Below are 25,367 nucleotides of genomic sequence, written 5' to 3' on the forward strand. Positions count from 1 at the left end.
TTATAAGTATTTTTCATAGGCAGGTTGGTAAGGATGTGCATAACAATATATTACAAGGAATAGAAACACATATGTATGAACAGGCTTTTTCACCTGATAAAGAAAATGATGAAAGAAGTTTTGATGAAATATGCGATGAGGCTCTAAAATTATTTAAGTCACAATGTGATAATATACATTTTAAAGCTATAGATGATAGAGATGTTGAACTTATATCAGATGACAATGGGCATAATAAATATAATGTTATTATAATAGAACATTTCAGGCTTTTGCAGAGCAGACACACCACATACAAAAGCATGAGTCAGGAGTTGTATAAATATTGTGTACAGTATCTTCATGATATGGCAAAAAAATATGGATATGTGATTATTGTTGGCATGCACATTAATAACGCAGAAGAATGGCTAAATAACTGGATGAAAAAGATTTAAGGAGGATAATAAGACATGATAAATAAAACAGTATTAAGAATGATAAGCAGAAATAGAAGGAGCCAATTCAGAGATTTTTGAAGTTTCAACAGTAATTGCATATCGTTTATCTGAGGCAATTTTAAAACAGAATTATTTGAATCCGGAAAATTATCTGTACATAGAAGATGATACAATGATACTTCGATGCGTGGTAGACGATGAAGATGTGAGATACAGATATAATTTTAATGATGGTGACTTTTCAGAATATAAACAAATGATAGATGATGATTACTTAATATAATTACAATGCGGGATTTTATTGTATAAGTGATATAATTAGCGTAGATAAAATTCACTGAAAGGAAGGGTTATTTATGGAATTTTCAGATGTAATTAAAAACAGATATTCATGTAAAAAATTTAGCAGCGAACAAATAGGAAAAGATAAATTAGATGCTATCTTGGAAGCTGGAAGAGTAGCGCCTACAGCAAAGAATCTTCAAGAACAGCATATATATGTTGTACAATCTGAAAGTGCATTAGAGACTATTGATAAATTAACGCCTTGCCGATATAACGCACCTACAGTCCTAATTGTTGCTTATAATAAAAATAATGTGTTCACTTACCTAGGAGATAAAAGAAACTCTGGAATAGAAGACGCAACTATCGTTGCAACCCATCTTATGTTAGCTGCATACAATGAAGGTGTTGACAGCTGCTGGATTAACTTCTTTAATCCTGATGAACTGGCAAAAGCTTTTAATTTACCAGAAGATGAGGAAATATTAATGCTTCTTGATCTTGGTGTTGCTGACAAAACAACTACTCCTCTCCCTAATCATAACAGCAGAAAAGCATTAACAGAGACAGTATCGTTTATTTAAAATTACATAATATATACATTTATGAATATAATAAGCCCTATTTCATGCTTTTTCCCCAAAATTTGAATTTGAAAACCACAATTTTATAAGTGGTTATTAACCCCCACAGGGTTTTAATAAAATCCTCCAAAAGCCTTGAAAATAAAGGATTTATCGCAAAATGCTCACCTTAACTTATTATACGATTTCACACTGTTTTATTCTTCCCTTGGAAGCTGATAAGGGTAAACACAAGGGCAAGAAAATCTGATAACAAGATATAACAGAATGTGGCAATCGGAGAACTGTGACGTATGTGCGAATATATTATACTGGAGGATTTATTATATGGACAAGTACATTTTGAAAGTATGGAGGGGATTACGGAATGAGATTACTTTTATTCTTAGTCCGACAGAGAAATGGGGAACCAAAACAGAGTATACAAAGCTTAAAAAGTTTTTACATAAAGATGGCTATTTGCGAATTGCACCGGAAGTGTATATGCGGATAGTGCAAAACCGGAAAGCATCCGAAAAACATTTCAGACGAATAGAAGAATATGCACCTAAAACCGGAACGGTGAGACTTTTACGCTTAACAGAGAAGCAATATAATAATATATATTTGGTGACGGGTGAACCGGATTATCAAGAAAAAATAGTTGGAACAAATAGTCATATTATGCAAAAATATGATTTGTAACAGAGCACTTATCTATGTTTAGAAAATAAATAAAACATTGCACTAAATATAGTGGTTGAATGCCCCTCCAAAAATGGTGTATCGTTCAACTAGACTAAATTATTGATAAAAAATGATATGGTGTTAGTAATATTTATGTGGTACACTAGAAAAAAGGAGGTGATAAAAATGGAAGGCAAGTTTAATATTTGGCAAAAATGCTTAGAAATTGTATGTTTTGTATTGATTCTGGCATCTAGTATATATAAAGGACTTTTTTGTGATGGAGATATGGGTGTAGTAATTACTTTGTCCTTTGTTGCAATTTTATTATTTATAATTTTTTCAATTGCAGCGTTATTTCCAGCAACATGGAGAATGACTGATCGAGAGAAAGAGAAAATTAGTGATTTAAAACGATACCAAGAGAAATACACTAGTATATTTGTTATTGTAAATTTAGTGTTGAGTATTTTTATGGCTTGGCTAATGTTAGTAATAGGATGATGCGTTGTTATAAAAATAGAAAATAGAGGAAATGATGAGATATTATTGTATAAAACAGCACGACATTACTGATTGTGGTGTCGCATGTCTTGCGACCATTTGTAAACAGAATGGTTACAAGATAGGTATTACCCAGATTTGTGAAGTTGCAGGAACAGATAAACAGGGAACTAATGCATATGGTGTAATTAAAGCAGCAAAGCACTTGGGTTTTAGTGCAAAGGGAGTAAAAGGGAATAAGGAATCATTCTTTTCAGAGTTTCCCTTGCCCTGCATTGCTGTTGAATGCCCCTCCAAAAATGGTGTATCTTCAACTTTCATGAACAGAATAATGAAGACAATAAATAAATCAAATTTAAGTGGAAAATATATAAGATAGTAAAATGTTACTCCCGTTTCTTTTGTTTTTCTCCCAAAATATATTATAATTGGTAGAAAAATGTAACGTTTGGGAGAAACACGCAACAAAAACTGGAAAGAAGACCAGTGCTTACGACATTGTAAAGTCATTCACAGAAAATACGCTTGGAAAGTTTTCAAAACAGGATGCCTTACTTTCATGTCCTAGCCTTAGCAGTTCCTCTGTTAAATCTGCACTAAAAAACTTGTAGAAGAAGGAGCTATTATTAAAACCGGAGTCGGACGCAAGACTATGTATATGAGAAACATCAATTAATACATTTATTATGTATCATACTAAAATATCATTATATTCTTGCGTTTAGTTTATACCCATGATAACTTCATATTATATCAGTAATTCCTATTTATTCTCTTGTTGAGAATTTGTCATTTGTATGGACTTGTGACATACAAATCAGGAGCTATTTATTCAGCATGTATTAGCACGGATTTTCCGTGCTTTTTTTATTGCTTAAATCCATGCTGATTATATAGAAAAATATTAAGCCAAAGGCTAGAAAAGGAGGTTGTCTATGGACAAAACTATTCAGGGAAAATCCCAAAAGGATATCTTTTTTGAATTATCAGGCATTTTAAAACTTGAAGATTACAAATTCAAAGAAGATACCACCCATCAGGCTTATTTCCCATCAGCAACAGTTTTTAATAAGGTCCGAGATCTATTTGGCTTTAATTTGGAAACTGAAGCTATTCCTTTGCCAAACGGAAAACTATTCGATGTAACAAAGGAATGTAATCAGGTTGTGGTATCTGCATTAGTAAGGACTACCATTAAATATGATGATTGTGGGCATTTTTCGCATTATAAAAAATTCTAATTAAATGTCATCTGTTTTATGCTTACCTTTTAGGTGTACTTACGAAGGATATTAAGATATTCTATATATGAATAAATCTTAGCCTTTCCAGATTTATCTGTTTGCTCCAATATTTCATCATCAATCAGGATGGAAACTACCTTTGCCACAGTATTATACGACATTTCAAGTGCAGTAGCAGTTTTCTGAATATCAATAATAGGATTAGATTCCAAATAGGCAAATACTTTAAGGGCACTGGTACGCTGTCTCTTTGTTAAAGCATTAAATAACTTTAAGTTTTTATCATGTAATTCAGTAAGTCGGTCAATTGTATGGATTGCATCCTCCGCAGAATCTGCAAATGCCTGAAGGAAAAAAGAAATCCATTGCTCATAATCACCAGTACGTCGTACCTGAGTCATACGATCATAATATTCTATACGATTCATCTTTAGGTAATATGAAATATAAAGTGCCGGAGTTGACAAAATACCTTTTTCCATCAAGAAAAGTGTAATGAGTAGTCGTCCTACACGTCCATTGCCATCAAGAAATGGGTGTGTGGTTTCAAACTGGTAGTGAATTAAGGCTGCCTGAATCAATGGATCGAGGGTATCATCACTATTTATATATTTTTCAAGATCAGACATGGCAGTTAACATATCTTCCGGGTTTGGTGGAATATATCTGGCATTCTTAAGAGTACTTCCCTGTCCGCCAATCCAGTTTTGCGAATATCGGAATTCCCCAGGATTTTTTTCCTGTCCTCGCGCACTTTCCAAAAGAACTGCGTGAGTCTCTTTAATTAAACGGTTGCACAGAGGCAATGTTTTTAGTCGCTCAAGTGCAAATTCAGTTGCACGAATATAGTTGACAACATCAGAAACATCTCTATTAGTGTTATTTTCAATAAGAGGATTCAAGATATCCTCAAGAGTACACTGTGTGCCTTCAATCTGCGAAGAAAGAAGTGCTTCTTTTCTAACATACATGGAAACGAAAAGCCCCATGTTAGGTATACGAGATGATAATCCTTCAAGTGTTGCTATTTTCTTATTAGCATCAATAAGTTTCGTAAGAAGCTCTCCAGATATCTCAATAGGAGGATTGGGTGGAAGGGGAGCCGGGCGAAAAGATTTATAAGCCATTTCGCCTGATAGATTACTTACAAATGTTCCAGCTCTATTTGTCATGATTGTTTCCTTTCCTCCGAAAAACGGAAAATGAAATTTCTAATGTTATTTTAGCATAGAATTTTCACTTTTTCAAATTATAATGAAAATATAGTGAGATAGAAATTTCATAAAATTGCATTTTTGTGAAATTTAATAGATAAAACTGCACTGGAAATTTCAAGTTAATCACTTCTTTATTATTAAATCCTATCTGGATTTAACACATAAGTTCTTATCTATTAATTATAATCTACCATATTGCATTGAAAATACACCCTTTATATCCTTAAATGATTACATTACAAGTATTTCATTTGATACTGATGAAGTCAAATGTTTCTATCCCCCTGTAGGAGAAATTCCTAAAGAATGCATTGATTTTACAGTAATTGATGAGGTTCTTATTCCCAAGAGATCATTTGTATATTCAGAATTGATGATACTGACTGTCGCATTAGCGACATTGTCGACCTCAGATTTTTAGATTTGAATGCGTTTTCAGAACTTTTTAATGCATTTGATTCAATTAATTCACATTAATGAAATAACATATTACATTATCATACCAGAGACAGATTAGATAACAAACTATTCATATACTATATAAGATTATTGATATCAATATTCATATAAATGTGGTAATATAATAGTGTAATTATATTAGTATTATCTAGTAATGATAATAACTCATATTAAGAAGACATATGTTATATTTATATGTCTGAAAGATGTCTTTGGTAAAAATCTTCCAATCTACACATTTAACAATATCTGTGAACAGAACCACTCCTTGACACTTGGTGATGAAGCAACAAAGGTAATTGTAAATGCAGAAGGTTCAAGGGACGATTTATCTGAGAATATGCGTAGTTTCTTGGATTATCTGATTGAAAAAAAGGCAACGAAGGAACAGACAGAGGCAATAACACAGACAGAAGGCAACATAAGGGTTGCGTCAGTTCCAGGTTCGGGAAAAACATTTGTACTTACATATATAATAGCGTATCTTATAACAGAACTGTTCGTTGAGCCATCATCTAATGTGGCGCTTACATTTACGAACAAGGCAGCTTCGCAGATGAAGCACAGATTATGGAAGATAAAAAATATTCACTGGGTGGGTTTACATTTGATACGCAGCAGGAATATGAGCGGGCAAAAGTTGAATTGCAGGTTATTCTTAAGATTAAACAAAAATATGATATTAATAATCCAGAGGATGCCAAAAATGTTTTGGATGCCGTGAATAAAAAAGGAGATGTGTTTAAGTCATCAGTTGGAAAAGCATTTATTAATAAGTTAAAAAGAGTGTCAAAGAATGAAAATGAAATACATGTACAAAAACCAGTACCAGAACAAAAAGTAAGATATAAGCAGGAAGAAAAAGGTCAGGATAGAGTAATTATCCCTATTATAGCAGAAGGAAAGAAAAAATCTGATATAAAATATCATATTATATTTTTTATGACTTTTTTATTTGCGGCAATCGGACCTTATATTCCAAATGGAGGAGAAGGTTTTGGTGCAGCTGTTGCATTTACTTTTTTGTTGGTAATTGGAATTGCAAGTATACGAAAAATAAAGAAGAACAAGAAAAAAGCTGATGAGTATATATATAATCATTTAACGGCTGAAGAAAAAGAGGAATTTGAAAACAAGAAAATTAAGGATAAAGAGTTTGCTGATAATTCAAGATTTATAATAAAAATTTTAATGTTTATTTTAATGATAGTGTGTCCACCATTATTAGTTATATTTATAATTTTTATGCTTGTTGCGAAGTCATCATCTAAGATTAAATGGCTAATCCATAACTGGAAATCTGGAGTGATGAATGTAATATACTACGTTGCATTAGCTATGACAGAAGCGATACCAATGGGAGTCAAATTTTATTTTGATATACAGATTCCAATAATTATATTGCTTGTTCCAGTATTATTAATTTCAGTAATAACATATGTTATAATCAGGACAACACATAAGAGTCAGTTTTATCTTGCTATGAGAAATATAGCTATGTATCCGATTGTAATATTACTTACACTATTACCATTTGCATTAACGGGAGCAATGGCTTACATAGGATATACAGCGAAAACTGCAGTTAATAATGTAAATGGTGGTGGTAATCCATATGGCGGAACCGGACCGGATTTTGTATATGACAATCCACCTGTATATCAGGTATCAGGATACAGCTATTACAATAGTCATGGCACATTTGTTGTAGTAGGACCAAGTATGAGAACAATGCCAGATGCATCTGTATATAATAATTTGAGTTATAAAGGATAGATTTTAAGATAAGGAGACATACAATGAAAAGCACATTAATAAAAGACACAACTAAATCAGAAAGAATCCAGTTAATAAAGGAATGGGAAGAAACAGAAGGCTGCGAGAGCAGCGGAATAGATTTAATGACATATTTTAAAGACTACATTGACGGAGTGAAAGAGATATCAGAAGTCAATGCAGCCTTTAATGCAAGATATGTCTCAGAAATACCAGACAATGACTCATCAATGAGCTGTGGTATGGGTATGAGAAGATAATATTTGGCTTATTAATGAATTGTAAAATTAGTCAAGATAATCAGAATCATCAAGTGTGTTGAGTTCTTCATGTTCGATTGTAACAGACTGGTGAGTTTTACGGTATTTTAAAGGGGTTACATTCATTATTTTTTTAAATATTCTTTCGAAATATGACGCACTTTCAAAACCAAGCTCAGCAGCAACATCTGATATACTGAGATTAGAGGATTCAAGAATCTGGGTGGCTTTCTTAATGCGGAGAGTATTAACATATTCGGAGATAGTAAATCCAGTGTATTCTTTAAATATGCGGCACATATAATATTTGCTCATAAAGAGCTCGTCTGAGATAGTATCAAGGGCGAGCTCTTTTGTGTAGTTAGCTTCAAGATAGGCACTTATGTTAGAGGCAGATAATTCTTTTGGGCTATTAATTACAGCATGTATCTGCGTACTGTCATGTTTCAGGGAGAGCAGTTTATATAGCCAGTATATAGTTGCAATTTCCACCCTTGACTGATATCCACTGTTCTTTTTGGTTAATTCATGTCTTAAATCCCTGTATAGATTAAGAAATGCTATACGCTGGTCTTCATTGAGGTGGTATATGCCATAATTATTATGAAAGTAATTAACAAGATTAAGACCAGGGTACTTTTTGTCAAAATCACACATCTTTTCATAATCAATGTAAAGAATAACACGGTTGTAGCCTTTATCCTCATCTGATATTGAGCATGTAGTATGAACCAGATTGGTATCAAGTATTGCAATATCTCCAGCATAAGCATTATAGCTTTTGTTATCGAAGAAAAACTGGCGCTCTCCTTCAATTATGTAGAATATCTCATACTGGTTGTGAAAATGCTTCACATTCATATTGAACCGGCTATAACGGATAAGCTGTTCTACGGATATTCCATCGCATTTGCCAAAAAAAGTGATTTTATTATCTGCCATACAATACCTCACAATTAATTATTATTAATTAAAAAGTATAGAGCAATATATTTAAAAAATCAAACATATATAGCAATATTGTTCAAGAAAAGTATTATTTTGCGGTGATATAATCCAGTTACAAGATAAGAAATGGCTTATGAAACAAGCCTTGAAATACGCGCGGATTTCAAAAATAAAAAGTAACAACAATAAAGGGGTCTCATAAGAAAGGAGAAGGTTATGAAAGCTTATAAAAAGATAATAGGCACAGCTTTTGTTGCAGTGTGTCTCATTATTGTAATAGTAACATTTATTAAGGTTAAAGGGATTAATTCATCAGATAAATTAGTTCTTCAGTTGGCGCATAATCAGTCAGCGGGTTCAGAAATAGCGGATTCAATTGCTAAGGTATCAGATTTTGCCGCAAAAGAATCTGGTGATGAGGTAAATATTAAGATATTTGCCAGTGGTGTTCTTGGTACAGAAAAAGAAGAAATAGAGATGGTTAAGGCTGGAATTATTGATATGGCAAAAGTAAGCTCTAACACATTAGGTCAGTTTGATGACAGATATGCAATATTTGCAATTCCTTATCTGTTTAAGAATCAGGAGCATTATTATAATGCGATGGAGAATAGTGAAGCAGTTAAAGAATTATTTGCTGATACAGCAGATGATGGATATATAGCTGTTGGATATTATGCTAATGGTGCAAGAAATTTCTATCTTAAAGATGATGTTCCAGTTACAGATACATCAGTTCTTAGTGGAAAGAAAATTCGTTCAATGCCAAGTTCAACATCAATGGATATGATTGAGAAAATGGAAGGAACACCGGTTCCTATGGCTGCATCAGAGACATATGCGTCATTACAGCAGGGTGTCGTTGATGGAGCAGAGAACACAGAGCTTGCTCTTACTGTTGATGGACATGAAGATCTTGTTAAGTCTTATACATATACAGAGCATCAGTTTTCACCAGATATATTCATTATAAGTACTAAGACATGGAACAAGATGTCAGAGAAACAGAGACAGAGTCTTATAAAAGCACTTGAGGAAACAAATGATAACTTTAAGAGTCTTTATAATGGAATGATGGAGGATGCCATTGAACATGCAGAAAGTAAAGGCGTGCATGTATATAAGGATATAGATAAGACACCATTTATTGAGGCAGTACAGCCAATACATGCCAACTTCTATAACAAGGGCGAAGCATATAAGAAGCTATATGATGACATTCAGAAATATGCAGATTAATGCATATAAGCCCATGGTTTGCAGGAAGAAAGGAGAAAAGCATGAAGTATTTGAATAAAGTAGTTGAAATAATATTAGAGGTGCTTGTAGCCGGTATGGTACTTGGATGCTGCTGGCAGGTAATTACAAGATTTGTGTTACATAATCCAAGCAAATATACAGAGGAATTATTAAGATATATGCTCATATGGCTGACAATGATGGGCGTTCCTTACGCATATGGACAAAACAGTCATCTGGCTATCAATCTTATAGTTAAGAAGTTCAAGCCAAAGAATGAAACACTTGCTCAGATTGCAATAGATGTGCTTATTATGATTTTAAGTGTTTCAGTAATGATTATTGGTGGAATTATGGTTACTGCTAATGCAGCAGGACAGCTCTCACCAGCTATGCAGATTCCTATGCAGGTCTATTATGTATGTGTTCCGGTATGTGGAGTTCTCATGGTTATTTACGGAGTGTTTAAGATTGTAGATCATTTTAAGAAATTAAGACAGAATTAAGATTGAATAATGCATATATATGCAGAAGGAGGCAATATGGAAATACAGGCAGCAATTGTATTGATAATAGTATTCTTTTTATTACTGGCATTTAGTGTTCCGGTATCATTCAGTATTATATCAGCATCACTTGTTACATTAATTATGTTTCTTACACCACATTTTGGTGTGTTTATATCAGCTCAGAAAATGGTTACAGGTATTGACAGCTTCACATTACTTGCAGTTCCGTTCTTTGTACTTGCAGGTTTGTTAATGAGTAATGGTGGTATAGCAAAAAGGCTCATTAATCTGGCAATGCTTGTTTTAGGTAAGGTTCCAGGTTCTTTAGCAATGACTAACATTGCAGGTAACGCAATGTTTGGTTCTATATCAGGCTCAGGTATTGCAGCAGCAACAGCAATTGGTGGTGTTATGCAGCCACTTGAGAATGAACAGGGATATGACAGGGCATTTTCAGCAGCAGCAAATGTTGCTTCAGCACCAGTAGGACAGTTAATTCCACCAACAGCTTCATTCATTGTATTTTCAGCAGCAAGTGGTGGAGTTTCAGTTGCAGCATTACTTATGGCTGGCTGGATTCCGGGATTATTATGGGCATTACTGTGTATGGTAGTTGCTTTCGTATATGGAAAAAAGCATGGATATGTAATCAAGAGAGATCATCTTACAGCTAAGGTTGTATTAAAGACAATCTGGGATGCTATACCAAGTCTTTTCCTCATTGTAATTATTATTGGTGGTATATTATCAGGATATTTTACTCCGACAGAAGCATCTGGTGTAGCTGTTGTGTATGCATTTATACTGGCTGTGTTTGTTTATAAGAGCATTAGGATTAAAGATATTCCAAGAATTTTAAAAGAAACAGCAGTTATGACAGCAATTGTTATGCTTATAATAGGAGCTTCATCAGTATTGTCATTCGTATTGTCATTCACTGGTCTTCCACAGGCTATAAGTGCAGCATTACTGGGTGTGTCTGATAATAAGATTGTTATTCTGTTAATTATTAACCTGATACTTCTGATTGTAGGAACATTTATGGATATGGCTCCGGCGTTACTTATATTCACACCTATATTCCTTCCTGTAGTTAAGGCATTAGGTATGAATCCTATTCAGTTTGGTGTAATGATGGTTATGAATCTTTCAATTGGAACAATTACACCACCTGTAGGAAGCGTATTATTTGTAGGTTGTAGTATATCGCATCTTCAGGTAGAAGAGGTAATTAAGAAACTGGTGCCATTCTTTGTAGCAATTTTGGTCGCACTTCTTTTTGTAACATTTGTACCACAGCTTAGTATGTGGCTGCCAACAGTATTTGGATTGTTGGGATAAAAATAAGATAAAAACGGAGGACATATATATGAACAATAAAAAACCTGACAAGAAAGAAATTGAGAATAAGCTTAATCTTGTAATTGATAAGCTTATGAATCTTGGCAGACCTGATAATGATGAAGAGCTGGAAAAAGGCGGCGAGTCAATAGGCTTCTTTAAAAGAGACTTTGGAATTAAAGAGTGGGACTGGCCACAGGGGGTCGGTTTATATGGATTGCTTAAGATAATGCAGATTAATGGCAATGATGAGTATAGAGAATTTCTTTACAAATGGTTTAAAGAAAATATAGCAGAAGGTCTTCCATCAAAGAATATCAACACAACAACACCGTTACTTACTCTTGTTGAATTAAATAACTATTACAATGATACACAGTTCGAGGAACTGTGTATCAAATGGGCAGAGTGGCTTATGAACTGCCTTCCAAGAACAAAGGAACGTGGATTCCAGCATGTTACAAGTGCGAATGGAGACAGACAGGGAGTAAGACTCAATGAGAATGAAATGTGGATAGATACTCTGTTTATGACAGTTTTATTCCTTAATAAAATGGGTCAGAAGTATAATCGTCAGGATTGGATAAATGAGTCAATACATCAGGTACTTATGCATATAAAGTATCTTTGCGACAACAAGACAGGATTGTTTTATCATGGCTGGACATTTAATGAAATGAATAATTTCGGTGGTATATTCTGGTGCAGAGGGAATAGTTGGTTCACATTAGGAATTCTTGATTATGTTGATATGTTTAAGGGAACACTTAACAGTGGTGTTAAAGAGATAATAATAGATGCTTATAAAGCCCAGACAGCTGCTCTTAAGAAGCTCCAGAGTAAAAGCGGATTATGGCATACAGTACTTACAGATTCATCAAGTTATGAAGAAGTATCCGGAAGTGCTGCAATTACAGCCGGTATATTAAAGGGAATCAGAATGGGAATACTTGATGATTCTTATATAGATGTTGCTGACAAAGCGATAAATGCAATACTTAAAAATATTGATTCAGATGGAACAGTGCTTAATGTTTCTGGAGGAACTGGTATGGGATATGATGCAGAGCATTATAAGAACATACTTATAGCACCTATGGCATATGGACAGTCACTTACAATACTGGCTTTAGTGGAGGCATTACAGAATGATAAGAAAAGCATTTAAAATGTATCTTAAAGCTGGATGTGCTGATGAATATGAAAAGCGTCACAATGAATTATGGTCTGAAATGAAGGCAATGATACACGAATATGGCGGACATAATTATTCTATATTTCTAGATGATGAAACTAACATATTATATGGATATATAGAGATTGAAGATGAAGAAAAGTGGGCACAGTCAGCAGACACGGAGATCAACAGAAAGTGGTGGAAATATATGGCGCCTCTTATGAGGGTTAATCCAGACGACAGTCCTGTGAGTGATGATTTAAGGTGTGTTTTTCATCTTGATTAATATATGAATTTAATACAGGAGGTAAGATTGTATGAAACCGGTATATTACCTTGCCGTTGATATTGGGGCTTCAAGTGGAAGACATATTCTTGCATCCATGGACAACGGCAGAATGACAATAGAAGAGGTATATCGTTTTGATAATGGCATGATTAATGATAATGGCAACAAGTTATGGGATGTTGACAGCTTGTTTGCCAATATTATTGAAGGAATGAAAAAATGTAAAGAACTCGGGAAAATTCCAGTAAGCATGTCGATTGACACATGGGCTGTTGATTATGTTCTTCTTGATGATAATGACAAATGCATAGGAAATGTATATGGATACAGGGATGAACGTACAGATGGAATGGATGAAGAAGTTTATAAGGTGATATCCGAAAAAGAATTATATAAGAGAACAGGTATTCAGAAACAGAAGTTTAATACAATTTACCAGCTCATGTCGGATAAATTTATAAGACCTGAACAGTTAAAGGAAGCGAAGACATTTATTATGCTTCCAGATTATTTTCAGTTTCTTCTTACGGGGGTTAAAGCATCGGAATATACCAATGCAACATCAACACAGCTTGTTAATCCGGAAACTAAACAATGGGATTATGAACTGATTGATATGCTTGGAATCAACAGAAATATGTTTATGGAGCTTAAGCAGCCGGGAACAATACTGGGAGAATTAACTGATGGTATTAAGAAGATTGTTGGATACAATACAAGGGTTGTTATGTGTGCAAGTCATGATACAGCATCCGCAGTTATGGCTGTTCCAACAGTAGCAGATAATGTTTTGTATTTAAGTTCTGGAACATGGTCACTGATGGGGACAGAACTTCTAAAGGCAAGATGTGATGAGAAAAGTCAGGTGTGTAATTTTACCAATGAAGGTGGATACGATTATAGATTTAGATATTTGAAGAATATTATGGGCCTCTGGATTATACAATCTGTAAGGCATGAATTTGGAGACAGATATACATTTGCAGAGCTTTGTAAGGAAGCAGAGGAGACAGACTATATAACATCAAGGATAGATGTTAATAATAAATGCTTTCTTGCACCAGAGAATATGACAGAGGCAATCAAATCATACTGCAATAATAATGATTTGATTATACCTGACACAGCCGGAGAGATTGCAGCAGTTGTATATAAGAGTCTGGCTGACAGTTATGCAGATACAGTTATGCAGATAGAAAAGAATCTGGACATTACATATGATGCAATATATGTAATAGGTGGAGGTGCTAATGCTGGATATCTTAATCAGCTTACGGCTGATTCGACTGGGAAAACAGTAGTAGCGGGACCAGCAGAGGCTACTGCTATTGGAAATATTATGGCGCAGATGATAGCAGATAGTGTGTTTAAGAATTTGAAGGAAGCAAGAGCGTGTGTAAGAGATTCCTTTGATATTAAACGATTTGAGCAGAAAAGATAATAAATTTCAGATTATATAAGGAGGATAATGCTATATATGACTAATGAACGATATGAATCAGCAAGGAAGATATATCAGAGTATAGGAGTTGATACTGAGGCTGCATTAGATAGATTAAAGAATGTGCCGGTATCAATGCATTGCTGGCAGGGAGATGATGTAATTGGTTTTGACAGCAGAGAAAGTCTGTCAGGTGGTATACAGACTACTGGAAATTATCCGGGAAGAGCAGCTACTCCTGAGCAGCTTATGCAGGATATAAGCAAAGTATTGACACTTGTACCTGGAAAGAAGAAGCTAAACCTTCATGCCAGTTATGCCATTATAGATGACGGTTCAGACAGGGATTCAATTAAACCAAAACATTTTACCAGATGGGTTGAATTTGCTAAGAAATACAATATGGGAATTGATTTTAATCCAACATTTTTCTCACATAGAATGGTTAAAGATGGACTTACATTATCCTCACCAGATGAAGAAGTAAGAAAATTCTGGATTGAACATGGCAAGAGATGTATTGAGATATCAGAATATTTTGCTAATGAAACAGGACAGCCATGTGTAATGAACATATGGATTCCGGATGGCTATAAGGATATTCCGGCAGACAGACTTGGACCAAGAAGGAGATTTAAAGAATCTTTAGATGAAATTCTTTCAATTCCATATGATAAGAGCAAAGTGTTTGTGTGTCTTGAATCTAAAGTATTTGGCATAGGCGTTGAATCATACACAGTTGGTTCGTCTGAATTCTGCATGAATTATGTAGCAAGAGCAGGCATAACCCCACTTATGGATAATGGACACTATCATCCTACAGAGGTTGTGTCAGATAAGGTATCATCAATGCTTTTATTCAATGACCACTTAGCATTACATATTACAAGACCTGTAAGATGGGACAGCGATCATGTAGTTTTATATGATGACGAAACCAGAGAGATTGCTAAAGAAATTGTCAGAGCAGATGCGCTTGACAAGGTATTTATAGCAACTGACTATTTCGATGCATCAATTAATAGAATATCTGCATGGATAACCGGAATGAGAAGTGTTCAGAAAGCTCTTTTGTATGCATTGTTAGAGCCAGAATCACTTCGCAATCTTCAGAACGAAGGAAGGTTCACAGAACTTATGGCAGCACAGGAAGAATTAAAGATTATGCCATTTGGAGATATATGGCAGGAATATCTTAATAGAGAAAATGTGGCAGCTGATTATGTCAGTGAGGTTATGGATTACGAAAAGAAAGTATTGGAGGCACGATAATGAAAGATATATTAACAGCACCTTTTGTTAAAGAAATGTGTGATACTACAGCTAATATGTATCGTCTTGGCTGGGACGAAAGAAATGGTGGTAATATCAGCTATATGCTTGATGAAGAAGAAGTTGCACAATATCTTGATATTAATCATGTGTTAAGAGAGATTCCGACGGGTTTCAAAGCAGATGCACTTATTGGCAGAATATTTATAGTAACCGGTACAGGTAAGTACTTTAAAAATGTAAAGACAGATCCAGAGAATAATCTTGGAATAATAAGAATAGCTGAAGATGGAACAACAGCGCAGTTATTATGGGGATATAAGGATGGAGGAAAATTCACAAGCGAATTACCAGCGCATCTTATGAGTCATATGGCAAGACTTTCTGTTGATAAAGATAACAGAGTTGTTATACATTCACATCCAACTAACACACTTGCCATGAATTATGTTCATGAACTTGACGAGAAGAAATTTACGCATACACTTTGGGAAATGTGTACAGAGTGTATAGTTGTGTTTCCGGATGGTGTAGGTATTCTCCCATGGATGCTTTGCGGAACTAATGAAATAGGCGAGGCAACAGCAGAAAAAATGAAAGAATTCAGACTTGTTATATGGGCAATGCATGGAATATATGGTGCTGGAAAAACTCTTGATGAGACATTTGGACTTATTGAAACTGTTGAAAAAGCTGCACAGATATATATGCTTACAGCTGGACTTGAGAGAAAGAATACAATAAAAGACGAAGATATGATTAAGCTTGCAGAATTCTTTAAGGTGGATTATAGAAAAGATTTCCTTAATATATAAAGCGGTTTCATATAAGGACATATGCAATGACGCAGGAAATTCCTGCGTCATTTTTAATGCAGAATAACATTTAAGGTGATATAATAAACAAATATTTACAAATCAGCAGTTTGGAGTGAATGAGATGCATTTTATAAAGAAAAATATTATTATTTGACTAGTTGTATTTATAATCGGAATGAGTGCTGTGGCAGGTATTGTATGCAGCATAAATAACGAACAGAATAAGCAGAACAGGACAATGGCGAATCTTAACGCAATGACTTATGCCGAGCGTATGAAGACAGATATTATGAAAGGCATAGGCGTTTCGGACACATTAAGACAGATAATTATAAGTAATGATGGACAGCTTAATAAATTCTATGAGATAGCAGAGGAGATGATGACAGATTCTGTTCAGAGTATACAGATTGCACCAGGTGGTGTTGTGACAGATATTTATCCTCAGGAAGGTAATGATGCGGGAAAGATTAATCTGTTAAATGATAAAGATCGTGGTGAAATATGCCGTTATGGAAGAGATAATAAAGTTGTTACAATGCAGGGACCATTTCAATTAAAGCAGGGAGAATATGGTATAGCTGTAAGAAAACCTGTATACATTGAAGAAAACGGACATGAAGATTTCTGGGGATTTACAATAGTTATAATCCGTGTTCCTGAGATTTTTGCTGATTCAATGAAAGCACTTTCAGATTTTGGTTATAATTATACATTATATAAAACTGCTTTTCCGTGGGAGTCTGAATTTGAAGAAGTGTATGGCTCGGAAGAAGAGTTAAAGAATCCTGTTTCGTATACATTTGATATAGGAGACAGCAAGTGGAAGCTTGATATAATGCCATATAAGACTCAGTCTGAAAGAATATATCTGTATGCGGTTGGAATAGGCGGAATTATTATTGTACTGCTTCTTACAGGGTTTACATGTGCTCTGCTTGTGCTTGACGAACACAGAAAGAAGTTTAAGAAGCTGGCTATAACAGATGCTTTGACAGGAATAAATAACCGTCATGGATATGATGAAAGAGTAACAAGGTATCTTAAGCAGAATCCGGATAATCACTGTGTAGGAGTAGAATTTGATATTGATGATTTTAAGACTATCAATGATATGTATGGTCATGCTTATGGCGATGTGGCACTTAAGGTATTGTCCGAGGGAATGCAGAAGTTTTTTGATAAAAATGTGCTTTTAGGACGAAACGGTGGTGATGAATTCTGTATTTTCCTGCCAGATTGTACATGTGCTGATGTTAAGGAAAAACTGGAGGAATTCACAAAGTTAAAACGGTCATTTAAATATGAAGGTGAAGAGCATCAGTTCACTATATCAGTTGGATATGCTGAATATCCGGTTCATGCTGACAAACCATCAAAGCTCATGCGTTGTGCTGATACTGCACTTTATGAGGTGAAACTTCGTGGAAAGAATGGCTGCATGGCATATAAGAACGGACTCAGAAAGGATATTCGTACACAGCTTGGTTTTGCACTTAAAGATGTTTCTGAAAATCTTCCAGGAGCATTTATCATATACAAAGCAGATAAGAATGATGATGAAATTCTTTTTGCAAACCGTGAATTTATCAGATTTGCAGGCTGTAAGAACATGGATGAACTGCTTGTATATACAAAAAGAAGTTTCCGTAATATCATTAGAGTGGATGAACGGGAAGCTGTTATAGCGGATATATGGAAGCAGATAGATGAAGGACATACTAATGGATATACGCATTTTTATATGCAGAAAGCAGATGGCGGTCATATACAGGTGTTTGACCATGGAAGAATTGTTGAGAATGGACGATATGGAAGAGTAATATATGCATTGATAACTAATCTTGAAACAGTGAGAGAAAATTATGGAAATTCAGAATGTAACAATTGAAGATGCAGAGGAACTTCTTGATATATATGCACCATATGTTAAGTATACAGCGATAACATTTGAATATGATGTGCCTTCTGTAGAAGAATTCAGACAAAGAATTGTGAATATTTCAGACAGATATCCATATATCAAGGCAGTTGACAATGGACAGATTGTCGGTTATGCATATGCCGGATGTTTTAAGGACAGGGGAGCATAACGCAGAACCGGAAGAAGTCTGGGGATAAATATATAAAAACATAAAACTGCCGTCCGTTTAACATTAAGTTTAGCGGATGGCAGTTTTTATATGGAATGTTTAGTTATAGGCTGTGTGTATCAAGAACTGTTCTGCCGGTTACCGGATCAGTAATACCAAGCAATGCCATGATTAGTGCCATTCTTATATATTTACCATTCTGGACCTGGTCAAAATATGCAGCTCTTGGATTGTCATCGACATCAAGGGAAATCTCATCGACTCGTGGCAGAGGATGAAGAACAGGCATATCTTTATCAGCCAGCTTTAACTTTTCTTCGTCAAGAATGTAGACATCTTTTAAACGGAGATATTCTTCTTCATTGAAAAATCTTTCTTTCTGTACTCTTGTCATGTACAGAACATCAAGTTTAGGAAGAGTATCTTCAAGGCTTGACACTTCCTCATAAGTTGAATTAGATGGATTTAATACATCGTCTCTCAGATAATCTGGAATCCGCAATTCTTCGGGAGATATGAAGTAGAATTTATTATCAGAGAAACGGGTAAGGCTACTGACAAGGGAATGTACTGTCCGTCCGAATTTCAGGTCGCCACAGAAACCAATAGTCAGGTTATTAAGCCTTCCTTTACGTTGTCTTATAGTCATCATATCAATAAGTGTCTGTGTAGGGTGTGCATGACCGCCGTCTCCTGCGTTTATTATAGGAATGCGTGAATATATTGATGCCTGTAGTGGAGCACCTTCTTTTGGATGTCTCATCGCAATTATATCTGCATAGCAGCTTACAACTCTTACAGTGTCAGCAACGGTTTCACCTTTGGAAGCACTAGACTGAGCTGCACTTGAAAAGCCCAGTGTCTGTCCTCCAAGACTTAACATAGCAGACTCGAAAGATAAACGGGTTCTGGTACTTGGTTCGTAAAAAAGTGTAGCAAGCTGTCTGCCATCGGCAACATGCTTATATAATTGTGGTCCAATGGATATCCGCTCCGCAAGATCTAATATATTCATAGTTTCTTCAACGGAAAGATCCATAGGGGTTATCAGATGTCTCATAGCCACTCTCCTTTTAATAAATATTCATCTCTCTTAGCACCGACAGATATAAAGTTGATTTCTGCATGAAGCATATCCTCAATTGTTTTAATGTAATTTTTTGCATTAGCAGGAAGCTCGTCAAATGTCCTGCAATGTGATATATCTTCTTCCCAGCCGGGAACTTTGTATATAACAGGAGTGCATGAATCAAGGTTATCAGTTGGGTCAAATTCAACCAGAGAGCCGTTTGGGTCATTGTAGCCTGTAATTATAGGAATTTCTTTCATAGAGCTTAATACATCAAGCTTGGTTAGTGCGATTTTGTCTGCATGCTGGCATCTGAGTCCGTATCTGCTTGCGACTGCATCAAAAGGACCAACACGGCGAGGACGGCCTGTTGCAGCACCGAATTCACCTCCGGCTTCTCTTAAGTCCTGCTGCCATTTTTCTGAAACAGCATTTTCAGCAACAAATGGGCCTGCACCAACGCATGTAGAATAAGCTTTAAGCACGCCAACGACATGGTCAGCGTGTCTGCCGGGAATTCCTGCACCGATAGGACCATAGGCAGATATAGTTGATGAACTTGAAGTGTAAGGGAAGATACCGTAATCAATATCTCTTAATGCACCAAGCTGAGCCTCAAGAATAACTTTTTTACCACAGGATAATGCTTTGTCTATAAATGTGCCTGTATCGCATATGTATTTGCTGAACCTTTCAGCCTGTTCCCTGCACCAGTCAAGAAGTGCCGGATATGACATAGGCTCCTGATGATAGCAGCCGGCAAGCTCAAGGTTCTTGGATTCAAGAATAGTTTTTAGTCTTGCCTGTACAGCTGTATCATCTAAGTGAAGCAGGTCGCCGAGACGCAGAGTTTTTTTTCTGTATTTGTCACTGTAGGCATATGCTATGCCTCGTCTTGTAGAACCGAAAGCAGAGCCGGTTCGTTCCAGTCTGTTTTCTTCAAGTTCATCCTGTATCCTGTGCCATGGCATAGATATTGTAGCTTTTTTAGATAATTTCAAATGTTTTGGATTAATCTGTATTCCTCTGTCTTCAATCTGTTTTATTTCATTGGCAAGATGTTCAAGGTCAACAACCATGCCATCACCAAGAATGCATATTACATCTGGGTGAAGAATTCCTGATGGCAGTAGATTAAGAACGAATTTTCCCTGATTAGTTACAACGGTGTGACCGGCGTTATTGCCGCCCTGATACCTGACGACTATATCTGCATTTTCAGCAAGAAGGTCAATTACACGGCCTTTGCCCTCGTCGCCCCAGTTAATACCTGTTACAGAAGTAAGCATAATAATAATTCCTCCTTATATAAATGTATAGTTAATATTAAGTGCAATAACGGAATGTGCGGTCCGTAATAATTCTGGCAAATATAAGTCCTAGCGGAAGTGCAACAATTATCAGAATTGCTGATGTAAACCATGAGACCGCTTCTGTCAGGGACATTATGCCGAAATTGTATATTGCACGGTATAAATAAAGTCCGGGTACCATAATAACTATGGAAGGAACTGTAAGTGATATTCTAGGATATCCATTATAATTTTTAATAAATGAGGCAAGGAGTCCTGCAGTGGCAGCACCAATAAATGCGGCAGCAGCGGCAGGCATGCCTGTAAAATCAACCAGTTCAAGACGCAGGGTATTGGCAATACAACCGATAAGAGCCGCCATTGCCGCCATTGGAACGGAACTGTTAAACATAATAGAGAATCCGAACACACCGCAGAAGCTGGCAACAAGTCTTAATATCAGATGTAACATTTTTCCAATATGTAATGTTGTAAATTCTTCTGGCTGTAAATGCAGTAATAAAGCCATAATCCATGCAAACACAGTAGCAACCAGTACAATAATTATTGAATATGTCAGCCTTTCAATACCTGACCGCAGGTCGAGCTTTGCAAGGTCAATGCCGCTGGTGATGAAAGGAAATCCCGGTATTATGAAAAGCATGGAACATATGTATCCGGCTTCATGTACAAAAGGGATATTAAACATCAGAATAGCAAGTTTAAGCAGAATTGCATATATAAGGCATGATGCAGATATAGAAACTGCTATATTCATGAATAGTGTAAAATGATGTTTAATAAGCTTTGTCCTTATAAGATTACCTGTTCCGGCTGCAATGAATGCGAAAAGCATCTCTATAGGACCGCCGCCAAGCAGAAATGTGAATCCGCAACATGCAAGAGCGGCGGCAAGTCCAAGCTTTACCGGTGAATACAGGGTATGTATCTGTTCAATTTCATCAAGCCTTTTATGAATCATTTCACCTGTAAGGTGGGCCTCTTCATTAGGGAAATTGTCAACAAATTGTTCCATTCTGTAAAGCTTGGAGGTATTAACACCGGTATTGGCAATGCTTAACGACTGTGATACGCAGTCATTACCATCAAAGCAGTTAAATTCAATAGACATAAGGCCAACATCCACGGTACAGGTTACTCCAAGTTCCTTGGATAGCTTATTCATAGATGTACGGACACGCCATGCACCAGTGCCGCATGATAGCATAATCAGACCTACACGACCGATAACGGAGGCTTTTTCTATAAGGTCTGCATTAGCAATTAATGCATTGCTGTCGGCATTCGTATAGTCGTGCCACGGAATTTCCATATGATTTTTTTCCATAATGTCAATGTAATTAGTCCTTGGCATATATAATCGCCTCTGCTTTCTTAACATGGTGTTCAAGGTTTCGTAAGAATATAGAATTAGGAAGGAAAATCCCAAGTTCATCAAAATGTTCATTGTGTTCAACGAATGAATCCTGACCATAGAATATGTATGCCATTGGAAGATTCTTCTCAAGCTCAAGCATAAGATCCCATACAGCACTATAGGCCTCTGCCTCGGTTTCCTTCATTCTGACAGTGTCAGGCAGTTCGCGGATAAGCAGTATACCAGTGCTTCTCTCAAGAATCTGCTGCTCAACTACAGACGGGTCATCACCATATGTGTGACTGTATCTGTAAGCCTCGGCAAGAAACATATTTTTATTATTATCAAGGTTCTTATAAATGTTATAAAAATGCTGATAGTCTTTTTCGTGAACAGAATCAGCAAATTCTGGAAGAAGCATACCTTTATCGTCGGTCATAATTATGGGATTCTGCTTTCCATCAGCGTTGAAGCGGTATGGAATAAGAAATGAATTTCTCAGTAAATCAAACATGGTATTTTGCGTGATAGCCATAAGAAATGCAGATAAGTCTTTATTAGAATAGCAGTTGAATAATGCTTCCGTGAATTGAAGCGGAGAAAGTATTGCTTCAGAATCATCATTGCAAAACAGATTGTTACAGAATGTCTGGAAAAGTTTATTATAAGCCCATGGGTCATTTAGAATTTTATCAAATAAAACCTCAGATTTTTCTTCTCTTGGAAAGATAGTTTTTTCTTTCATAATCATCAGCTCCTTCTTGTTTTTCATTTTCGGCTAGATTATACTATTGTGGCAGAAATAAGTAAAAACTATAATTGATATAAATGCTATAACAATATGATATGTCAGATATTACGGAGTGATAAGTTATGGACGTTAATTTTGAGTATTACAAGATATTTTATTATGTAGCCAGGTACAAGAATTTTACGAAAGCTGCTCAGGCGTTAGGAAGCAGCCAGCCTAATGTTACAAGGGCAATGAACTGTCTGGAACAGCAGATTAATTCAACACTGTTTGTAAGAAATAACCGGGGAATACAGCTTACACCAGAGGGGGAAAAACTGTATATAAGGGTTACAGCGGCTATGACACAGCTTATGGCAGCAGAAGAAGAGCTTGCGGACAGTGCAAGTCTTTCACATGGCAGTATTTCCATAGGGGCAAGTGAGACTGCGCTTAATATATTTCTTCTTGATAAGTTAAAAGCATTTCACATGGTCAATCCCGGAATCCGGCTTAAGATATATAATCATTCAACGCCGGAGGCGGTTGATGCAGTAAAAAATGGACTGGTAGACTTTGCAGTGGTATCATCACCTGTGTACGCAGATTCATCACTAAAGACGGTGGTGTTGCATTCTTTTCAGGAAATACTTGTCGGAGGAACTACATTTACAGCATTGGGAAGTCAGGAATTATCAATAAGAGAATTGACGGATTATCCACTGATATGCCTTGGCAGAGAGACTATGACATTCAGATTCTATAAAGATTTATTTATGTCACATGGGGTTGAATTAGAGCCTGATACGGAGGCTGCGACAACAGACCAGATACTTCCTCTTGTAAAATGTGAATTAGGACTTGCATTCTTACCAGAGACAATGGCGCAGGAATCGATTGATAAGAAAGAGATTGTGAAGATATCTCTTAAGGATAATATTCCGAAGAGAAATATATGTCTTGTCTATGACAGCAGACACCCGGTGAGTTCGGCGGCAAGAAAGTTGAGAAAAACAATAGGGGAGATTAATTATGGGGAGAATTAAAGTATGTAACTTTGGCAGAATTATGCTGAAAATATTCTGCTGGACGACAGTAATATTATCAATATATCTGATAATAGGGTTTACAGGCTGTTATGAAAAATGGTTTGGCGGTCCGGCAGGAATAGTAAAAACGCCAGTTTACTGGCTTATCCGGGCAGGGATAGGAATTCTTGTGGAAAGCATAATATTCTGGATAGGAATTATTATGGTGTATGCGACATCTGAGCAGCTTGGAATCAGATGGAGAGTGCTTGGAATCGTGTGTGGATGGATACCTGTTGCACATCTTGTCATGCTTCATATTATTATAAAGACAGTTGGTGAGGAAGTCCGCATGGAGAAAATGCGTGCTAAGAGAAATCTGCAGCGCAAAGAACAGCGGATATGCAGTACGAAATATCCTGTTCTTATGGTGCATGGCGTATTTTTCAGGGATTTTGAACATCTTAATTACTGGGGAAGAATACCGGCAGAGCTTGAGGCTAATGGTGCAGTGATTTACTATGGAAATCATAACAGTGCTGCGGCTGTGCGAGACAGTGCTAAAGAGCTGGCAGAAAGGATTCATCAGATTATAAGAGAGACAGGTTGTGAGAAAGTAAATGTAATTGCTCATTCAAAAGGAGGACTTGACATGAGGGCAGCGTTAGCGCTTACAGATATTGCACCTTATGTGGCTTCTCTTACAACGATAAATACACCACACAGGGGCTGTCAGTTTGCTGATTACCTTCTTGGCAAAATTCCTGAAAAACAGCAGCAGATGGTTGCCAATACATATAACGCGGGAGCGGCTAAACTTGGAGACATTAACCCTGATTTTCTTGCTGCCGTATATGACCTTACATCAGAAAAATGCAGTGAATTCAACAATGAAATAAAGGATAATCCAGACATTTATTATCAGTCAGTTGGTTCTAAACTAAACCATCCGGCTTCTGGAAGATTTCCACTTAATTTTACATATCCACTGGTGAAATATTTTGACGGACCAAATGACGGACTTGTTGGAGAAGAATCCTTTAGATGGGGACAGAACTATCAGTTTCTTACTGTCAGCGGCAAAAGAGGCATATCGCATGGTGATATGATAGATCTTAACAGGGAGAACATTAAAGGATTTGATGTTCGGGAATTTTATGTGCAGGTTGTTGCGGGACTTAAGAAGATGGGATTTTGATTTTTAAAATACAAATTATAAATTTTTAGTAAAATAAAATATTTGTAATTGACATATTTCTTGAAGATAGGTAATATAATATTAAAGATAGGTAACTTGAGTACCTGCCA

General features: G+C 36.0%; 28 protein-coding genes. 22 read left to right on the forward strand and 6 right to left on the reverse strand.

The annotated features are described in order from the left end of the window. Positions 1–71 precede the first annotated feature (71 nt). From GKE48_RS06110 to GKE48_RS06140, 7 genes are all read left to right on the forward strand, one after another. The gene (locus GKE48_RS06110) at positions 72–437 is read left to right on the forward strand and encodes a hypothetical protein (protein WP_194173942.1); all 366 of its coding nucleotides are present in this window, start codon (positions 72–74) and stop codon (positions 435–437) included. 136 nt (positions 438–573) lie between these two features. Continuing rightward, a complete protein-coding gene (locus GKE48_RS06115) occupies positions 574–723 on the forward strand; it encodes a hypothetical protein (RefSeq protein WP_012740529.1) in 150 nt (49 codons plus the stop codon). A gap of 73 nt (positions 724–796) precedes the next feature. Next, positions 797–1,309 carry a nitroreductase family protein gene (locus GKE48_RS06120; protein WP_119212156.1) on the forward strand — a complete coding sequence of 171 codons (513 nt, stop codon included), beginning with the start codon at positions 797–799 and terminating at the stop codon, positions 1,307–1,309. A gap of 327 nt (positions 1,310–1,636) precedes the next feature. Then, complete coding sequence (gene cas2 / locus GKE48_RS06125; protein WP_012740515.1) at positions 1,637–1,993, forward strand: CRISPR-associated endonuclease Cas2; 357 nt, start codon at positions 1,637–1,639, stop codon at positions 1,991–1,993. A 168-nt stretch (positions 1,994–2,161) separates the two neighbouring features. Further along, positions 2,162–2,479: a P-loop NTPase family protein gene (locus tag GKE48_RS06130; protein ID WP_022097868.1), complete on the forward strand. Its 318-nt coding sequence runs from the start codon at positions 2,162–2,164 to the stop codon at positions 2,477–2,479. A 31-nt stretch (positions 2,480–2,510) separates the two neighbouring features. Continuing rightward, a complete protein-coding gene (locus GKE48_RS06135) occupies positions 2,511–2,858 on the forward strand; it encodes a cysteine peptidase family C39 domain-containing protein (protein WP_118370443.1) in 348 nt (115 codons plus the stop codon). A 556-nt stretch (positions 2,859–3,414) separates the two neighbouring features. Next, positions 3,415–3,720 carry an RAD52 family DNA repair protein gene (locus GKE48_RS06140; protein WP_154300666.1) on the forward strand — a complete coding sequence of 102 codons (306 nt, stop codon included), beginning with the start codon at positions 3,415–3,417 and terminating at the stop codon, positions 3,718–3,720. 29 nt (positions 3,721–3,749) lie between these two features. Here the strand turns inward: GKE48_RS06140 and GKE48_RS06145 are convergent, their stop codons facing one another. Continuing rightward, positions 3,750–4,895 carry a Fic family protein gene (locus GKE48_RS06145; protein WP_154300667.1) on the reverse strand — a complete coding sequence of 382 codons (1,146 nt, stop codon included), beginning with the start codon at positions 4,893–4,895 and terminating at the stop codon, positions 3,750–3,752. Between the two features lie 658 nt (positions 4,896–5,553). Between GKE48_RS06145 and GKE48_RS06150 the strand changes: the two genes are divergently transcribed. Genes GKE48_RS06150 through GKE48_RS06160 form a run of 3 tightly spaced genes read left to right on the forward strand, consistent with a single transcriptional unit; the run spans position 5,554 to position 7,435 of the window. Continuing rightward, entirely contained in the window at positions 5,554–6,123 is a 570-nt protein-coding gene (locus GKE48_RS06150; RefSeq protein ID WP_154300668.1) for a UvrD-helicase domain-containing protein, read from the forward strand. Further along, a complete protein-coding gene (locus GKE48_RS06155) occupies positions 6,120–7,175 on the forward strand; it encodes a hypothetical protein (RefSeq protein ID WP_330583098.1) in 1,056 nt (351 codons plus the stop codon). Before GKE48_RS06150 ends, GKE48_RS06155 begins: the two co-directional genes overlap by 4 nt. A 23-nt stretch (positions 7,176–7,198) precedes the next feature. Further along, a complete protein-coding gene (locus GKE48_RS06160) occupies positions 7,199–7,435 on the forward strand; it encodes a hypothetical protein (RefSeq protein ID WP_012740508.1) in 237 nt (78 codons plus the stop codon). Positions 7,436–7,462: 27 nt separating this feature from the next. On the opposite strand, the gene GKE48_RS06165 is transcribed toward GKE48_RS06160, so the two are convergent. Continuing rightward, positions 7,463–8,377, reverse strand: a complete 915-nt coding sequence (locus GKE48_RS06165; protein WP_154300669.1) for an AraC family transcriptional regulator — start codon at positions 8,375–8,377, stop codon at positions 7,463–7,465. A 222-nt stretch (positions 8,378–8,599) separates the two neighbouring features. On the opposite strand from GKE48_RS06165, the gene dctP reads away from it, so the two are divergent. The 10 genes from dctP (at position 8,600) to GKE48_RS06215 (ending at position 18,562) form a co-directional block, all read left to right on the forward strand. After that, positions 8,600–9,622, forward strand: a complete 1,023-nt coding sequence (gene dctP, locus GKE48_RS06170) for a TRAP transporter substrate-binding protein DctP (RefSeq protein ID WP_154300670.1) — start codon at positions 8,600–8,602, stop codon at positions 9,620–9,622. Positions 9,623–9,663: 41 nt separating this feature from the next. Then, positions 9,664–10,128 (forward strand): TRAP transporter small permease, encoded by a 465-nt coding sequence (locus GKE48_RS06175; protein WP_041689054.1) that lies wholly within the window; start codon positions 9,664–9,666, stop codon positions 10,126–10,128. A 36-nt stretch (positions 10,129–10,164) separates the two neighbouring features. Then, a complete protein-coding gene (locus GKE48_RS06180; protein ID WP_055287896.1) occupies positions 10,165–11,472 on the forward strand; it encodes a TRAP transporter large permease in 1,308 nt (435 codons plus the stop codon). A gap of 28 nt (positions 11,473–11,500) precedes the next feature. Next, positions 11,501–12,640 (forward strand): glycoside hydrolase family 88/105 protein, encoded by a 1,140-nt coding sequence (locus GKE48_RS06185; RefSeq protein WP_022097385.1) that lies wholly within the window; start codon positions 11,501–11,503, stop codon positions 12,638–12,640. After that, positions 12,621–12,935, forward strand: a complete 315-nt coding sequence (gene rhaM / locus GKE48_RS06190; RefSeq protein ID WP_154300671.1) for an L-rhamnose mutarotase — start codon at positions 12,621–12,623, stop codon at positions 12,933–12,935. The genes GKE48_RS06185 and rhaM overlap by 20 nt, the downstream gene beginning before the upstream one ends. 31 nt (positions 12,936–12,966) lie before the next feature. Next, positions 12,967–14,379, forward strand: a complete 1,413-nt coding sequence (rhaB, locus tag GKE48_RS06195) for a rhamnulokinase (RefSeq protein ID WP_154300672.1) — start codon at positions 12,967–12,969, stop codon at positions 14,377–14,379. A 27-nt stretch (positions 14,380–14,406) separates the two neighbouring features. Then, positions 14,407–15,651 carry an L-rhamnose isomerase gene (locus tag GKE48_RS06200; protein ID WP_082426071.1) on the forward strand — a complete coding sequence of 415 codons (1,245 nt, stop codon included), beginning with the start codon at positions 14,407–14,409 and terminating at the stop codon, positions 15,649–15,651. Then, positions 15,651–16,466 carry a rhamnulose-1-phosphate aldolase gene (gene rhaD / locus GKE48_RS06205; protein WP_012740499.1) on the forward strand — a complete coding sequence of 272 codons (816 nt, stop codon included), beginning with the start codon at positions 15,651–15,653 and terminating at the stop codon, positions 16,464–16,466. Before GKE48_RS06200 ends, rhaD begins: the two co-directional genes overlap by 1 nt. A 178-nt stretch (positions 16,467–16,644) precedes the next feature. After that, the gene (locus GKE48_RS06210; RefSeq protein WP_243138457.1) at positions 16,645–18,360 is read left to right on the forward strand and encodes a diguanylate cyclase domain-containing protein; all 1,716 of its coding nucleotides are present in this window, start codon (positions 16,645–16,647) and stop codon (positions 18,358–18,360) included. Continuing rightward, on the forward strand, positions 18,335–18,562 hold the full coding sequence (locus GKE48_RS06215; protein WP_154300673.1) for a GNAT family N-acetyltransferase: 228 nt from the start codon (positions 18,335–18,337) through the stop codon (positions 18,560–18,562). The genes GKE48_RS06210 and GKE48_RS06215 overlap by 26 nt, the downstream gene beginning before the upstream one ends. 103 nt (positions 18,563–18,665) lie before the next feature. Here the strand turns inward: GKE48_RS06215 and pyrB are convergent, their stop codons facing one another. From pyrB to GKE48_RS06235, 4 genes are read right to left on the reverse strand one after another with little or no spacing between them, the layout of a single operon-like run. Then, positions 18,666–19,622, reverse strand: coding sequence for an aspartate carbamoyltransferase (gene pyrB, locus GKE48_RS06220; RefSeq protein ID WP_154300674.1), 957 nt, complete (start codon positions 19,620–19,622; stop codon positions 18,666–18,668). Next, positions 19,619–20,920 carry an adenylosuccinate synthase gene (locus GKE48_RS06225; RefSeq protein ID WP_154300675.1) on the reverse strand — a complete coding sequence of 434 codons (1,302 nt, stop codon included), beginning with the start codon at positions 20,918–20,920 and terminating at the stop codon, positions 19,619–19,621. Before GKE48_RS06225 ends, pyrB begins: the two co-directional genes overlap by 4 nt. Positions 20,921–20,957: 37 nt before the next feature. Then, complete coding sequence (locus GKE48_RS06230; protein ID WP_154300676.1) at positions 20,958–22,298, reverse strand: threonine/serine exporter family protein; 1,341 nt, start codon at positions 22,296–22,298, stop codon at positions 20,958–20,960. Continuing rightward, a complete protein-coding gene (locus GKE48_RS06235) occupies positions 22,285–23,073 on the reverse strand; it encodes a DUF4866 domain-containing protein (protein ID WP_243138458.1) in 789 nt (262 codons plus the stop codon). The genes GKE48_RS06230 and GKE48_RS06235 overlap by 14 nt, the downstream gene beginning before the upstream one ends. Before the next feature lie 101 nt (positions 23,074–23,174). Here GKE48_RS06235 and GKE48_RS06240 point away from each other — a divergent pair, with 101 nt between their 5' ends. Together GKE48_RS06240 and GKE48_RS06245 are read left to right on the forward strand one after the other, a co-directional pair. Beyond that, on the forward strand, positions 23,175–24,077 hold the full coding sequence (locus tag GKE48_RS06240) for a LysR family transcriptional regulator (RefSeq protein ID WP_117913767.1): 903 nt from the start codon (positions 23,175–23,177) through the stop codon (positions 24,075–24,077). Further along, positions 24,064–25,257: an esterase/lipase family protein gene (locus tag GKE48_RS06245; RefSeq protein WP_154300677.1), complete on the forward strand. Its 1,194-nt coding sequence runs from the start codon at positions 24,064–24,066 to the stop codon at positions 25,255–25,257. The genes GKE48_RS06240 and GKE48_RS06245 overlap by 14 nt, the downstream gene beginning before the upstream one ends. The last annotated feature ends 110 nt before the right edge of the window (positions 25,258–25,367 follow it).

Origin of the sequence: Lachnospira eligens, assembly GCF_009680455.1 — a bacterium.
Lineage (GTDB): Bacteria > Bacillota > Clostridia > Lachnospirales > Lachnospiraceae > Lachnospira > Lachnospira eligens_A.

Coding starts and splice junctions, on each gene's coding strand:
- GKE48_RS06110 (WP_194173942.1), top strand. CDS start 72: ATGTATGAACAGGCTTTTTCACCTGATAAAGAAAATGATGAAAGAAGT.
- GKE48_RS06120 (WP_119212156.1), top strand. CDS start 797: ATGGAATTTTCAGATGTAATTAAAAACAGATATTCATGTAAAAAATTT.
- cas2 (WP_012740515.1), top strand. CDS start 1,637: ATGGACAAGTACATTTTGAAAGTATGGAGGGGATTACGGAATGAGATT.
- GKE48_RS06130 (WP_022097868.1), top strand. CDS start 2,162: ATGGAAGGCAAGTTTAATATTTGGCAAAAATGCTTAGAAATTGTATGT.
- GKE48_RS06135 (WP_118370443.1), top strand. CDS start 2,511: ATGATGAGATATTATTGTATAAAACAGCACGACATTACTGATTGTGGT.
- GKE48_RS06140 (WP_154300666.1), top strand. CDS start 3,415: ATGGACAAAACTATTCAGGGAAAATCCCAAAAGGATATCTTTTTTGAA.
- GKE48_RS06145 (WP_154300667.1), bottom strand. CDS start 4,895: ATGACAAATAGAGCTGGAACATTTGTAAGTAATCTATCAGGCGAAATG.
- GKE48_RS06150 (WP_154300668.1), top strand. CDS start 5,554: ATGATAATAACTCATATTAAGAAGACATATGTTATATTTATATGTCTG.
- GKE48_RS06160 (WP_012740508.1), top strand. CDS start 7,199: ATGAAAAGCACATTAATAAAAGACACAACTAAATCAGAAAGAATCCAG.
- GKE48_RS06165 (WP_154300669.1), bottom strand. CDS start 8,377: ATGGCAGATAATAAAATCACTTTTTTTGGCAAATGCGATGGAATATCC.
- dctP (WP_154300670.1), top strand. CDS start 8,600: ATGAAAGCTTATAAAAAGATAATAGGCACAGCTTTTGTTGCAGTGTGT.
- GKE48_RS06175 (WP_041689054.1), top strand. CDS start 9,664: ATGAAGTATTTGAATAAAGTAGTTGAAATAATATTAGAGGTGCTTGTA.
- GKE48_RS06180 (WP_055287896.1), top strand. CDS start 10,165: ATGGAAATACAGGCAGCAATTGTATTGATAATAGTATTCTTTTTATTA.
- GKE48_RS06185 (WP_022097385.1), top strand. CDS start 11,501: ATGAACAATAAAAAACCTGACAAGAAAGAAATTGAGAATAAGCTTAAT.
- rhaM (WP_154300671.1), top strand. CDS start 12,621: ATGATAAGAAAAGCATTTAAAATGTATCTTAAAGCTGGATGTGCTGAT.
- rhaB (WP_154300672.1), top strand. CDS start 12,967: ATGAAACCGGTATATTACCTTGCCGTTGATATTGGGGCTTCAAGTGGA.
- GKE48_RS06200 (WP_082426071.1), top strand. CDS start 14,407: ATGCTATATATGACTAATGAACGATATGAATCAGCAAGGAAGATATAT.
- rhaD (WP_012740499.1), top strand. CDS start 15,651: ATGAAAGATATATTAACAGCACCTTTTGTTAAAGAAATGTGTGATACT.
- GKE48_RS06210 (WP_243138457.1), top strand. CDS start 16,645: ATGAGTGCTGTGGCAGGTATTGTATGCAGCATAAATAACGAACAGAAT.
- GKE48_RS06215 (WP_154300673.1), top strand. CDS start 18,335: ATGGAAATTCAGAATGTAACAATTGAAGATGCAGAGGAACTTCTTGAT.
- pyrB (WP_154300674.1), bottom strand. CDS start 19,622: ATGAGACATCTGATAACCCCTATGGATCTTTCCGTTGAAGAAACTATG.
- GKE48_RS06225 (WP_154300675.1), bottom strand. CDS start 20,920: ATGCTTACTTCTGTAACAGGTATTAACTGGGGCGACGAGGGCAAAGGC.
- GKE48_RS06230 (WP_154300676.1), bottom strand. CDS start 22,298: ATGCCAAGGACTAATTACATTGACATTATGGAAAAAAATCATATGGAA.
- GKE48_RS06235 (WP_243138458.1), bottom strand. CDS start 23,073: ATGAAAAACAAGAAGGAGCTGATGATTATGAAAGAAAAAACTATCTTT.
- GKE48_RS06240 (WP_117913767.1), top strand. CDS start 23,175: ATGGACGTTAATTTTGAGTATTACAAGATATTTTATTATGTAGCCAGG.
- GKE48_RS06245 (WP_154300677.1), top strand. CDS start 24,064: ATGGGGAGAATTAAAGTATGTAACTTTGGCAGAATTATGCTGAAAATA.